The organism is Pedobacter sp. AC190 (genome assembly GCF_979258025.1).
The window spans coordinates 859,521-872,784 of record NZ_OZ409824.1; the positions used below are offsets into that span (position 1 = coordinate 859,521).

General features: G+C 37.2%; 10 protein-coding genes. All 10 read right to left on the reverse strand.

Annotated features, from left to right (window positions below; genetic code table 11):
- Positions 1–55: 55 nt before the first annotated feature.
- The 10 genes from ACZZZI_RS03840 to ftsZ all read right to left on the reverse strand — a co-directional run bounded on the left by ACZZZI_RS03840 (position 56) and on the right by ftsZ (position 13,150).
- Positions 56–1,225 (reverse strand): alpha/beta hydrolase, encoded by a 1,170-nt coding sequence (locus tag ACZZZI_RS03840; protein WP_463488611.1) that lies wholly within the window; start codon positions 1,223–1,225, stop codon positions 56–58.
- A 131-nt stretch (positions 1,226–1,356) separates the two neighbouring features.
- Entirely contained in the window at positions 1,357–2,913 is a 1,557-nt protein-coding gene (locus tag ACZZZI_RS03845) for a RagB/SusD family nutrient uptake outer membrane protein (RefSeq protein ID WP_463488612.1), read from the reverse strand.
- A 27-nt stretch (positions 2,914–2,940) separates the two neighbouring features.
- The gene (locus ACZZZI_RS03850; RefSeq protein WP_463488613.1) at positions 2,941–6,135 is read right to left on the reverse strand and encodes a SusC/RagA family TonB-linked outer membrane protein; all 3,195 of its coding nucleotides are present in this window, start codon (positions 6,133–6,135) and stop codon (positions 2,941–2,943) included.
- Between the two features lie 980 nt (positions 6,136–7,115).
- Entirely contained in the window at positions 7,116–7,661 is a 546-nt protein-coding gene (locus tag ACZZZI_RS03855; RefSeq protein WP_463488614.1) for a hypothetical protein, read from the reverse strand.
- 77 nt (positions 7,662–7,738) lie between these two features.
- Positions 7,739–8,734 carry a type II toxin-antitoxin system HipA family toxin gene (locus ACZZZI_RS03860; RefSeq protein ID WP_463488615.1) on the reverse strand — a complete coding sequence of 332 codons (996 nt, stop codon included), beginning with the start codon at positions 8,732–8,734 and terminating at the stop codon, positions 7,739–7,741.
- Positions 8,724–9,056 (reverse strand): HipA N-terminal domain-containing protein, encoded by a 333-nt coding sequence (locus ACZZZI_RS03865; RefSeq protein ID WP_463488616.1) that lies wholly within the window; start codon positions 9,054–9,056, stop codon positions 8,724–8,726. The genes ACZZZI_RS03860 and ACZZZI_RS03865 overlap by 11 nt, the downstream gene beginning before the upstream one ends.
- Positions 9,053–9,268, reverse strand: a complete 216-nt coding sequence (locus ACZZZI_RS03870; RefSeq protein WP_316759702.1) for a helix-turn-helix transcriptional regulator — start codon at positions 9,266–9,268, stop codon at positions 9,053–9,055. Before ACZZZI_RS03870 ends, ACZZZI_RS03865 begins: the two co-directional genes overlap by 4 nt.
- 419 nt (positions 9,269–9,687) lie before the next feature.
- A complete protein-coding gene (locus tag ACZZZI_RS03875; protein ID WP_316759705.1) occupies positions 9,688–9,864 on the reverse strand; it encodes a histone H1 in 177 nt (58 codons plus the stop codon).
- A gap of 258 nt (positions 9,865–10,122) precedes the next feature.
- Positions 10,123–11,364, reverse strand: coding sequence for an aminotransferase class I/II-fold pyridoxal phosphate-dependent enzyme (locus tag ACZZZI_RS03880; protein ID WP_316759707.1), 1,242 nt, complete (start codon positions 11,362–11,364; stop codon positions 10,123–10,125).
- Between the two features lie 166 nt (positions 11,365–11,530).
- Positions 11,531–13,150, reverse strand: a complete 1,620-nt coding sequence (gene ftsZ / locus ACZZZI_RS03885; RefSeq protein WP_316759710.1) for a cell division protein FtsZ — start codon at positions 13,148–13,150, stop codon at positions 11,531–11,533.
- Positions 13,151–13,264: the final 114 nt, after the last annotated feature.

A 13,264-nucleotide genomic window follows, 5' to 3' on the forward strand; every position in this document is an offset into this window, starting at 1 on the left:
GCAACACAAAAGGCTTCCAATTAATATTTGGAAGCCTTTTTCTTTTGGATATTGTTTACTTAAAAAGCATTGGTGTAAAAGCAGATAGATAATCTCGCCAATTCGACCAGGTATGCCCACCTTCACTTTCTTTATAATCATATTTAAAATTCATGGCATCAAGTTTCTTACGATAATCGCTTACATTTTTATATAAAAAATCAGTTTTACCTATAGCAATCCAGTAAAGGTTGTAGCCGTTCTTTTTTTGTGCTTCCAGCTTTGCATCTAAGTCTTTATAAATCGGACTATTTGCATTTGCTGGTGGTAAAACTGCGGGAGAAAATAAACCAACATAACCAAAAGTGTTTGGATAATTTGCAGAAATCCAAAGCGAGTGAAATCCGCCCATAGATAAGCCTGCAATTGCCCGGTCTGCTTTATTTTTTCCAGTACGGTAATTCTTCTCTGTAAAGGCAATAATTTCTTTGAAATAAGTTTCCATATCGCCATTAAATACATCAGGAGTCATCATAATTGGTTTATAAAGACCTTTAGAAGATTCTCCTGGAGCAGCGGTATTACTGGTATGCCCATTGGTCATGACCACAATCATCGGTTTGGCCTTACCAGAAGCTGTTAGATTATCCAGTATTTGAGAAGCCCTACCCAATTGCATCCAGGCTTCTTCATCACCACCAACACCATGTAAGAGGTATAAAACAGGATAATTTCCTTTTGATGATTCGTAGCCTGGAGGTGTGTAAACTGTTAGCCTGCGGTTAGCTTTAAGTCCTGCTGATTCATACCAGCGTTTAGCAACCGTTCCGTGAGGAACATCTTTGACTGTATATAAATCAGCCTTACCACCTGTTGCTAAAAAAACATTAACTACGGATGATACATCTCTAATTAGGTATACATTATTTGGATCGCGTATTTTTAATCCATCAACAATAAAACTATAACTGTACAGCTCTGATGGTAAGATTGAAGAGGTGAATGTCCAAATACTATCGGCCCCTAACTTCATCGGTTCAATTGCGGGTGCATTTCCTTTAGCAATCAAAAAATCACCCTGTATCTCTACTTTTTTAGCATTACTTGCCTTAAGTCTAAATGTAAAGGTACCATCATTGTTAGCTTGAGGCGAAATGATTTCTTTCTGGCGTCCAAAATTTAAATTTTCCTGAGCATGAATTAGCTGAGTACTGAGGATAAGGATTAAGAATAGTATTTTTTTCATAAAACGGATAATTGGCTTTATTAAAGATAGAAAATTATGCAATGAAGCAAGCATCCTAAATTTATAAAAAGGGCAAAAAAAAATGCGGATGCTTTTAAGGCACCCGCATGATGAGAATCGTTACCTGATTACTAATATCCAGGGTTTTGAACCAATTTAGGATTGTTTTTAATTTCTGGTGTTGGTATTGGAAACAATAAGTTTTTAGACTGTAAAGGTTGATTTACACTTTTATTTACATGTCCGATAAAATTATCAAAACCATTAGTTGTTTCATTGTATGCTTTGCGTAAACGCAACATATCAAACCAGGTAATGCCTTCGTAGCATAGCTCATGCCAGCGCTCTCTCCAAACAGCTTCTTCAAATTGTGTTTGAGCCAAACCTGTAAGATCAGCCAATTGCGCTCTTTTTCTAATTGCGTTTACTGCCGCATAAGCAGCTGCATTTGGTGAGCCATCTGCTCTGTTCTGTGCTTCTGCATAAATTAACAAGGTTTCAGCATAACGAATCTGAGGAATATTCAAATCACTTCTGCTGGTACCCTCTACACCAAGTGTACCATTAGCAACTAAATCAAAGTGCTTGAAAATAAACGGCTTGCCGCGATTGATAAGCGGCAATTTAAAACCATCTGTGTAATAATCGGTAAAGAAATAGCCTTCTCTATTTTTTGCACGAAGATCTCCTGCTTCATAAGATGCATAAAATTCAGGTGTTGGAATAGAGGTTCCGATACCATCAATTTTAGAAACTAATGGTTGGTGTAATGGAAGATAAGATGATTGAAGTGGATTACCAGCTCCAGCAGCATCATTATATTGGATTCCAAATAAATGCTCTATCTTATTATCATTGGTTGCATTATGTATAGCCGCGTAGCTGGTAAAAAGACCAAGACTAGAAGGATTGCTTGTTGAATAATCAATTACTTCTTTAGCTTTATCTGCCGATAACTTATAATAAGCAGCGCCCAAATTTAAGGGCTGGCCAGCCATAGTTAAGTATACTTTTGCAAGCTCTGTTTTGATAGCTGCCGTAGAGGTTCTTCCACTTGCATCCATAAAAGGTAAACCCGCTGCCTCTGCCAATACCAAGTCATCAACAATTTGTTTATAAACCTGTGCCTGTGGCGTTCTGGCTGGCGCAAAATTTGGATCACTTGGACTTGTTATTGGTTTAAGAATCAACGGTACATCGCCCCATAAACGTACAAGGTAAAAATATGCCCATGCTCTTACAAAAGATGCTTCCCCTAAAATACGTTTCTTTTGAACTGCATCCATTGGGTTGATACCAGGAACTTTATCTAAAACCAAATTGGCCTGAGCGATAACTTTATAAAAGCCATTCCAGTTTTGATTAATATGAAGATTAGAGCCATCGTAAATCAAAGAGTAAAGGTTATTTAAATCAGAGTTTTGAGCTGTTTCTGTCGATTGAATTCCACTAGGGGCATCGAACATTTGCCAGTTATTCGAAAATATACCTGCACCGCCGCCAATAAATCTCAATTCTGAATAAACTGCAGCAATTCCTGCCTCAGCATGTTCTGGCAAAGTATAAAAACTAGATGGAGATAAATTTGTTGGATCTTCTTCATCTAAAAACTTTTTGCAACCAGAGTTACTCATTATCGCTCCACTTAGAAGCAATAACAAAAAGGTATTTTTTATGTTGATTTTCATTTTAGTATTCTTATTGATTAGTAATATTTATAATCCGATGTTTAAGCCCAACATAAATGTTGTCGGTTTCGGATAATCAAAAAATGTTTGTCCCTGCGCAAATGCATTACCATAAGTGGTTACCTCTGGATCATTTCCTGTATACTTGGTTGCTAAGAAGAAATTCTGAACAGAAGTATAAATACGAAGCTTACTTAAGTGTAATTTTTGTGCAACTGAAGAGTTAAAAGTATAACCCAATAAAAGGTTTTTCCCTCTGATGAATGAGCCATCTTCCAACCAGTGTGTATCAACATTGGTTACATAACCCGCAGATTGATCGCGAATGGCTGCGATTGATGTATTTTGATTCTGAGGAGTCCATGCATTTAGCACACTAGCAAAACTGTTTGCCTGTACTTGTCTGTCTTCTCCAGAGTGGTGCGTCATATTCAGCACATCATTACCGTAAGAATATTGTAACTCAACAATCAGATCTAAATTTTTGTAGCGGAATGAGTTCGAAAATGAGCCCCAACCTTTAGGCATTCCATTACCAATAATCTGACGATCTGCATCAGTAATAGCTTTATCACCATTTACATCAAGATATTTGATATCTCCAGGAAGAAGTGTTTTTCCACCACGATAACTTACAAATTGAGCTGCCTGCGCACGTTCTGCCTCGCTCCAAGTTCCTAATCGAACTAAACCCCAGAAAGAGCCTACTGGTTCTCCAACTCTGATAATTCCAGTTTGATTAGTGAAATTAGGATTACCAACGCCAAAGATATCATCAGGAGTAGCTAAAGAGAGTACTTTATTTCTGTTTAATGAAATGTTAAAACTAGTTTTCCATGTAAAATTTTCAGATTCTATGTTTGTGCTCGTAATTCCAAGATCCAAACCTTTATTTTCCATAGAGCCTACGTTTTTACGAATTACAGAATAACCTGTTGAACGTGGAACTGGTGCATCCAAAAGCATATCGGTTGTTTTTCTGTAATAGATATCAGCTTCGATATTAATGCGATTATTAAATAATCCCAATTCAAAACCACCATCAAACTGAGCTGTTTTTTCCCAAACTAAATCTGGATTTGCTAATCTTCCAATTCCAATACCCGTAACTCTGCTATCATTAATAATTGCAGAATTGTTAACTAGTGTGGCTAGGGACTGATAAGCTGGTAGCTCTGAGTTACCGCTTAAACCATAACTGGTACGCAATTTTAAGTTTGAAACGGTTTTATTGCCTTTAAGAAAATCTTCATCTGAAACCTTCCAAGCTAACGCTGCAGAAGGGAAGAATGCGTATTTGTGGTTATCACCAAATTTAGATGAACCATCTACCCTTCCCGTAACTGTTAACAAATACTTATCCTGAAATGCATAATTTACCCTTCCAAAGTAAGAGTTAAACGCAGAACGGTTTCTGTTCGAACCAACAGTTATAGATTTACTACCTGAACCAATGTTATTCTCCTGATAAAAATCAGTTACAAAATTTTCTGCATGACTTGTATTACTAAAAAAGTTTGTTTCTTGCCATGAAATACCTAGTAAAGCATTAATCGCATGTTTTTCTGCAAAACGTTTATTATAGGTTAAGTAATTTTCAATCGACCAGAAAGTTTCTCTTGAATCTGTGATATTAGCGGTTCCGTTCTGCCCATCAGATATACCATATAGCAATTTTGCATTATATTCATTCACGCCTCTGGTTACAACATTTGATCCTAATTGTGTACGAAACTCTAGATCTTTGGTTAAGCTGATACTGCTATATAAACTTCCCAATAGCGTCTGGGTAACAACACCATATTTTTGATCGGTTAGGATGTGCACAGGATTAGATCCACCTTCTGCCCAGGGAATAAGTTTATTATCACCCCATTTGCCATCAGCTAACTTAATTGGAAGAAAAGGAAAAGCTTCGGTAATCATACGAACGGAGTTTAATCCGCCAGTTCCTTGATCTACAATGTTCTCTTTTTGATTGTTGTAACTCAAGTTACCGCCAACTTTTAACCATGATTTAATTTTAGTATCGAAATTAAATCGAGCAGAATAGCGTTTCAAATAGGAATTTAATAATAACCCCTGATCATCGCGGTAACCCGCGAAAACACCATATGTGCTGTTTTCACTGCCACCTGTAAAACCTAACTGATGATTTTGAGAAAGCTTATTTTGTACTGATTCTTTTAACCAGTCGGTATTATATAAAGGATTACCATTACCATCAAAGAATTGAGGTAAAGCAATTCTTGCAGCTTTTGGAACAGGAGTTGAAGCATAGCTTCCTGCTGCCCAACCTACCGGATCGTAAACTTTTATATTGTCATAAGCCAAATCCTGCACCTTTACATATTCGAATGCATCAAGCATTTCTACATGTTTTGGTCCTAAAGTATTAGTAGAAAACTCTGCATCGTAGGTGATTCTTTGCGTATTTGCAGTACCTTTTTTTGTTGTGATGAGGATTACACCATTAGCACCTCTTGCTCCGTAAATAGCGGTTGATGATGCATCTTTTAATACCTCAACAGATGCAATATCGCTTGGATTAATATAATCGATCGCGTTACTGTTTTGTGTTTGAGTCCCAACAGGTAAAGCTACACCATCGACAACATATAATGGATTATTACTGGTGTTGATAGAACTGAAACCTCTAATTTTAATATTGGTTTGCCCACCTGGACGACCTGAGTTGGTATTTACCTGCACACCAGAAATTCTGCCTGCAAGTGCCTGATTAAGTGAGGAGGCGGGACGTTCCTGTAATTCGCTTGCTTTAACAACGCCAACCGAACCTGTTAAATCTGATTTTTTAACTTGGCCATAACCGATTACAACAACTTCATCAAGCTTGCTGGCTTCGGCTGGTTCAATTTTAACATTCAGATTCGTCTGGCTTCCTACGGTGACATCTTTATTCTGATAGCCCACATAGCTGAATCGAAGTACATCACTTGCGTTAGCTTCGATACTGAACTTACCTGAGGCATCTGTCACGGCAGATTTTCCAGAAGATAAATTTTTAACGCCCACACCTGGAATAGGTTGGCCTTTCTCATCAACGACTGTTCCGCCAATGACTGCCCTAATGCTCAAAATTGAGGCTTTTGTGTGGTCAGTTGGAAATCCTTTGTTTTCCTCCCCTCCTGGATTCATTGAAAAAGCAGGGTTATTGAGCGAAAAAAGCACAGCAAGCCCTGAAATCTTTAGTAGATTCATTTTCATTAGTTTAAGATTTAGTAAATGGTTAGTTTGAATTTATAATTGTACTATTTGTTAATGGTAAAACGATTTAATAGTTAAACGATTTAGTTATTAATTAAAATAAATAACAAGCAAAAATATATAGTGATTTAGTATAAAATTAAAGCTGAAATATTATTGGTACAATGAGCAGGAAAAGCCATATTGATAGACAGATCGACAATCCTTTTGGAGGCCTAAATTAGATTTCATAATATACTTGGTTAGAGTTAAAACGATTTACTAACTCAATATTAGATAATTAACTTAACAAAGTCAAGAGGAATTTTAAAAAAAAACTCTTCAACAGAACATAAAATATATCGTATAATTACTTAGACATATTAGATTAAAATAGGTTATCTATTATCTTAAAGATTTCAACTAATAATTAAAAAATACAGCTTAAAATACCTATAGACTGGATTCTAAGACCACATCTTAAAATAAAAGAAATTGGCTCTAAAAATAACATGATCTTTTTGATTTTTTGTTGATAAACACTGAAATGAGATTTTGCTTTCATGCAATTCAGTACAAAAGACGGATATATATTGGATAGAAATCTAACATTAGCGGCTAACTTATGACCCCAACTGCTTATTAATTCGAATCTATCCGCAAACAAGCGTAGTGACTGAAAAAGCATGAATGAAATCAAGCTCAAATCTGCTCTGTGATTAGTCCGCTATTACCAGAAGAAAAAGTCCATATCATCACCCTGTTTTTAAGGCATAATAACTTCCATCACAGCCAGCGTTCAGAAAAGAATTATAATACCTATAAGATATAAATCGTCTTCGATCAAGTATGCGTTCTCAGGTCTCTGTTGTTATCCATCGAATTAGTCGATCCTTCCCAGAAAATCATTGGCTGGGAAACTGCAATGAGTAGACTCATAGTAGCAGCTAACTGTGATACATAGGGATCTGTTTTTTTTCACTTAGCATTGCTTGTTATTTCAGCACCACCCCATTGAGCTTTAATCTCGTCCAGTCTCCCGGATAACCCTGCCCTTTGATGTAGGTGTTCACATAAGGATGTCCTTTTAAGTTAACGTGATAGATGTAGTCGAAGGAAAAACTCATTTTAGTATCGGTTTTCTCGGTGACGGTCACCTGCTGATCGGTATCGTTTCCTATTCCAGTGGTGAAGAACTGATCACCAACTTTGGCGCTGAAATCTCCGCGAATGACCTTTAATTCCGGAAATCTGGGATCGCTGGAAATGAGTTTTCCGTTTTCATCGATGCGCAGGTAGCTGGTTGCATAAGCATCGCCTCCGATGAGTGAAACAAATTTGTAGAAAAGTTTTCCGCTAATCATAACACTGTCCTTGATTTCGGTAAAGTTTTGATTATTCATATACCAGAGGTTACCGACTTGCATAGGCAAAAAAGAATCAGATCTTTCAGGTGCGGGTGTAGCGAATGGTTTTTTGCAGCTTACTAGGATGATAAGGCCAAGCATTAAGATGCTGGCTTTAAGCGTTATGTTTTTCATGGTGTGGTTCCTGAGGTTTTATCTTCTAAACGGGGCGGGCTGCACTAACGCTACAACGGTAAAAAAATAATTTCGTATCAGCAGCTTAAGAGTTTACGCTTCCGGTTGTAGTTCAACAGGTAGGTTTTTTTCCGGGTAGCCAATAAATAGGAATTTTCGATCAGTTGTTCCACCTGCTCTTGCTTTTGGGCAAAAGGCAATAAAAGTTTGTCGACACGTTTTTCCTGAATACCGATCCGTTTAGCAAATTCCCTAAAATCGCTACCAGCCACAGGGCCATGGTTTCTGCGATAGGCAGACTGATAGTTATCAGCAAATAGGCCTCCATTCAATCCGAAATCCGCATCGTTTACATGTATTTTGGTATTGAGCAGGTCATAGGCGGGCGCTAGAATAAAATCACCTTGCTGGGTTTCAAGAAGGGAGAAATTTTTCAGGTGGGCATCGCCGTTGGAGAACAGGTAGTTAAACAGCACTAGTGTAAAGAATTTTTCCATTTCGATCCGCCATGCGGGTACGAACTGCCTGATCAGGGCTGCAACGGATTCATAATTGTAATCATATTTATAATCTGGGCTTCCATCTGCGCTCACCTTTCCAGCCAGGCTGGCAAAGTCTTCCATGCGCCATTTTTTTCCATCAGGCTTAACATCAAAACGTAGGGTGATATAAGCTGGTTCACCGCTTTCAAAAAAGATCAGTGCATTTTCTGCGGTTTGCAATCCATAGACCTGTTTTGCGATTTGCATAGTCAGGTGTTCATTGGCTGGGACCTGGCTGGGAAACCGGACATCCCGCGGAATAGGTTTGAGCAGATATGTCCCCTGTTCACCTTCCTTAGTCAGGCGTAAGGTTTTCCCAATCCGAATCATCGAAAGTTTTTCCTGTACCCCAGAGATTGAGATGCGCTTGCGGTTTTCCAGAAATATTTCTGCATCTTTTTCATTTTTATCAGGAGAAAGATACGGCAGGATATGACTGACCACCTTACCGCCAAACAATCGTCGCAAAGCCAACGGGCTATAGGTCTCAAAGCCAGAAGCAAGTGTTCCAGGATCAGTTTTAATTTCCATTTATAATTTCTTTAACGGTTACAGCACCAATGGTGTCAGATCCTGCAGTTTTCAGCAGCAGACCAAACGCATCATTTTCATCTAGCTGAAACTGCCTAGATTGCATTTTCTTGTTTACACCCTCAGAAAGCATATTGTAAAAAAAAGCAAACAGCGATTCGCTTATATATTCTTTTTGATCCTTTGGGAGCGTTAAACTAATCGATGGCAGCTTGGGATCTAAAAAATAGTTTTCTTCATAGGAGAAGCTATACTTGCTATCATCTCTTTCAGTTAAATAACCTGCAAGCAGGTTGTTCAAAAATACGGCTGCCTTTCTCATCGATTTATATTAACTTGTCTAATAGATAAGGATAGTTCCAGGCCTAAGATGAGTGTAATTTTCTCAATGACGGCCAGGGTCGGGTTTGCCTGGTTACGCTCAATTTTATACAAGGTATTCGCGCTGATACCCGCGAGTTCAGCCAAATCAAACTGAGTCATTCGCAACTGCTTTCTTCTTTCTTTCAATGAATCACCAAGTTTTTTTCCCATTGTAATATGAATTTCAATCAAAAATAATAATTAAAATTAATAATTAATCTAAAAACATACTATAATGTGTTTTTTGATTTAAAAATTAAATTTCCAGTAGAGCTCATCCTCTATTTCACAGTATACTATGGAATTAGAGTTTAAGTAACCTATCTATGGGCTAATCTTAGATACTGTAATGATCTGTAAAACTTTTGACAAATTGATCATTCGCCACCATTGAGGTATGAGTTAAAATGAGTTCGGGACACATCCCGTGGAGAACAAACGCATGTAGCGTTGCTGAAGATCAGAGGATACCCCAGGTGAGGAATTTTAAGTAAGAAGCTATCTGGTAATTTAGACAACGGTAATCAAAAATGGCTAGTTATAAAAATGGCTCAGAAAATTCTGAGCCATCTTATAATATTTATATATCCTTAAGCGCTGTTTTTTGTATTCTGAACTTCTAAGCGAATATCTTGTGCTAAATTCTTCAAATCTTGCATGCCTTTACGTACACGAGTACCAGCTGCACTATTACCTTTGTTATAAAACTTGTCTGCGTCAGCTTCTAAAGCTGCAACCAAACTTTTTACTTCTTCAAATTTTTTCATTTTTAATGGCTCCTGTAATTTTAGGTTTTAAGTTTTAATTATTTGTAAGTCTAATTTACAAGGCTTTAATTAAATAAAAAACTTTTCAGAGCACAAAAAACAGCCTTTAAACCCGTTTTTTTCCACATTATATAGTTTTACACACATTGACAGCGACAAAAACGAAGACAAAATACTGTAAATCAATAAAATACAAAAAGAAATAAAATAAAAAAGCCCTTTAAAGTAAATTAAAGGGCTATTCAAAATATTTTCAGTTTAAGCTATGGCAAACTGATTTTCCTTATAGTAACCGTTTTCTAATTTCTGAGAAACTTCACTGAAAGCATCTAAGGTACGTTGGACATCTTCAAGGGTATGTACTGCAGTTGGAATTAAACGTAATTCGATCATACCTTTTGGTATCACTGGATAAACAACAATTGAACAGAAGATGCTGTAATTTTCGCGTAAATCGAAAGTAATTGCAGTTGCATCTGTTAATTCGCCTTTTAAGAAAACAGGTGTTACAACAGAGTTTGTAACCCCTAAATCGAAACCACGTTCACGTAAACCTTTTTGTAAGGTTGTAGCAATTTCCCAAAGTTTATCTTTTAACTCAGGTTGGCTTTTCAATAATTCTAAACGTTTTAATAAACCAATAACCATCGGCATAGGTAACGCCTTAGCAAAAGTTTGAGAACGCATGTTATATCTTAAAAAATTAGTAATCTCTTCAGTTGAAGCAACAAATGCACCGATACCTGCCATAGATTTTGCAAACGTACCGAAGTATACATCAATACCATCGATACAATCCTGCGCCTCATGTGTTCCTGCTCCAGTTTTACCCATAGTACCAAAACCATGCGCATCATCAACAAGAATACGGAATTCGAAATCGTTTTTAAGTTCAACGATTTCCTTTAATTTACCTTGCGCTCCACTCATTCCGAAAACGCCTTCAGTAATTAAAAGTATGCCACCACCCGATTCTTTTGTTAATTTAGTAGCACGCTCTAACTGTTTACGAGCGCTGTCAATATCATTATGTTGATACACGAATCTTTTACCCATGTGTAAACGAAGTCCATCGATAATGCAGGCATGAGACTCTGCGTCGTATACAATGACATCATTTCTATCAACTAAGGTATCAATAATCGACACCATACCCTGGTAACCATAGTTTAACAAGAATGCATCAGGTTTACCTACAAAAACAGCCAATTCTTGCTCTAGTTGTTCGTGATATTTTGAGTTACCGCTCATCATTCTGGCGCCCATTGGGTAAGCCATACCAAATTCTGCTGCAGCTTGCTCATCAGCCTTTCTAACTTCAGGGTGATTGGCTAAGCCTAAATAGTTATTTAAACTCCAAACCAAATGCTCTTTTCCTTTAAATTGCATATGTGGTGCAATTTCTCCCTCTAATTTTGGAAATGAGAAATACCCATGAGACCATTTTTGGTGTTGACCAAGTGGGCCCATGTGCTTTGCTATCTTATCAAATATATCCAATGTATTATGTATTTTTTTGTAATAATTTTTGCGAATTTACGGTTTATTCGTCTTAAAATCAACCCGATTCATCTGTAAGGTGTCAATTAAGAATATTTAACAATCTAATATTATGCCAAAAAGGCCCCGTGTTTATTCGGAGCCTTAAAAATATGTTTAGATTAATTTAATCAACATTATCGTGTAGAAAAGAATTGTTAGGTCTAATCTCTGTACCACCATCCTGATCGTTGCTTAATGTAAAGCGGCTAACCTGCGATTCTGAGGAATGCTGAACCTGTTGTAACTGCATTTGCTTGCGTTTATAAGCAGGTTCGTTTTCTAATTCTTGTAAGCCATTCGTAGTACGAAGTTTCATACTCAAATCTTTTAAACGCATAATACGTTCTCTTGATTTTTTAAGTTGTTCTTCAACCGATTCATCGTTTTGATTATCGTCTAAACCAACAACTGGCATTTCAGGTTCTGGTATTGATGGAATTTCGGCAACCGGTGTTTCAAAAACAAATTCAGTTTCTGCAAGCTTAATCTCAAATTCGAAACCTGTTTCTGCAGGCGCTTCAGCCTGAGGCTCTTCTTCAATCAAAGTATGACGAATTACATCATTTTCTGGTTCCTGGTATCTTGGTGCTTCAGCTTTATTAAACATACCTCCAAACAAATCTGCTTGTGGTGTTTCTTCTTTAGCTTTCATAACTGGCTCTAATACAGGAGCAGCTTTAGGCTGAATAAAAGAATTAACAGGCTCAACAACACGTACTAATGGTGCTTCCTCTGGTGTTAATAAAGAAATTTTCTTTTTGTTTTTTTCTTCGTGTACGCGTTCCTCAGAAGTTTGGAAACCTGTAGCAATTATGGTTACAGATAACTTATTTTCTAATGATTCATCAGTACAATTACCCCAGATTAAGTCGGCTGATAAGCCTGCTTTTTCTTGAATGTAATCTGTAATAATAGACACCTCATCCATAGTTACTTCACGTAAACCTGAACTGATGTTTAATAAAATATATCTTGCACCTTCAATTTCGTTGTCTTTTAACAATGGAGATGCTAAAGCACCCTCAACTGCCTGTAAAGCTCTGTCATCGCCTTCAGCAGCGTAACTACCCATTATAGCGACACCACTCTCCTTCATTACGGTACGCACATCTTTAAAATCTACGTTTATATAACCTGGAACAGTAATGATTTCGGCAATGCCTTTTGCAGCTGTTGTTAAAATATCATCAGCTTGACCAAAAGCAGAACCCAAGGTTAAGTTTCCGAAAATTTCACGTAATCTGTCGTTAGAAATTACAAGATAGGAATCTACATATTTCTTAAGTTCTTCCATACCTTCATCCGCCTGCAATTTTCTTCTTTTTCCTTCAAAAGAAAATGGCGTTGTGATTATCGCTACGGTTAAAATATCCAGTTCTTTAGCGGCTTTTGCAATAATGGGACTAGCGCCTGTTCCAGTGCCACCACCCATTCCTGCTGTAATAAAAAGCATTTTGGTTGTGCTGCCCAACATCGCTTTAATATCATCTATATTTTCTATTGCCGAATTTTTACCAACTTCGGGAATAGAACCAGCACCCATTCCTTCGGTTAAACTTGCACCTAATTGTACCTTGTTAGGTATAGGGCTAGATTCCAAAGCCTGGGCATCGGTATTACAAATAATAAAATCCACACCAGTAATACCCGATAGGTACATATGGTTCACTGCGTTGCCGCCACCGCCTCCAACACCAATAACTTTGATGATTGACGACTTATCTTTTAACATTTCGAACTGCATAATATTATGAATCAGTTGTTTAAAAATTCTTAAATTCTGTTCATTACTCAATGTAATATTAACACTTTTTCAACAGACGTTTTCCACAAGTGTTCATAATGTGGAAAACTCACT

What these genes read in the sequence shown, in the direction of transcription:
- ACZZZI_RS03865 (WP_463488616.1), bottom strand. Translation starts at nt 9,056, where the DNA reads ATGAGAAAGGCAGCCGTATTTTTGAACAACCTGCTTGCAGGTTATTTA.
- ACZZZI_RS03870 (WP_316759702.1), bottom strand. Translation starts at nt 9,268, where the DNA reads ATGGGAAAAAAACTTGGTGATTCATTGAAAGAAAGAAGAAAGCAGTTG.
- ACZZZI_RS03840 (WP_463488611.1), bottom strand. Translation starts at nt 1,225, where the DNA reads ATGAAAAAAATACTATTCTTAATCCTTATCCTCAGTACTCAGCTAATT.
- ftsZ (WP_316759710.1), bottom strand. Translation starts at nt 13,150, where the DNA reads ATGCAGTTCGAAATGTTAAAAGATAAGTCGTCAATCATCAAAGTTATT.
- ACZZZI_RS03845 (WP_463488612.1), bottom strand. Translation starts at nt 2,913, where the DNA reads ATGAAAATCAACATAAAAAATACCTTTTTGTTATTGCTTCTAAGTGGA.
- ACZZZI_RS03850 (WP_463488613.1), bottom strand. Translation starts at nt 6,135, where the DNA reads ATGAATCTACTAAAGATTTCAGGGCTTGCTGTGCTTTTTTCGCTCAAT.
- ACZZZI_RS03860 (WP_463488615.1), bottom strand. Translation starts at nt 8,734, where the DNA reads ATGGAAATTAAAACTGATCCTGGAACACTTGCTTCTGGCTTTGAGACC.
- ACZZZI_RS03875 (WP_316759705.1), bottom strand. Translation starts at nt 9,864, where the DNA reads ATGAAAAAATTTGAAGAAGTAAAAAGTTTGGTTGCAGCTTTAGAAGCT.
- ACZZZI_RS03855 (WP_463488614.1), bottom strand. Translation starts at nt 7,661, where the DNA reads ATGAAAAACATAACGCTTAAAGCCAGCATCTTAATGCTTGGCCTTATC.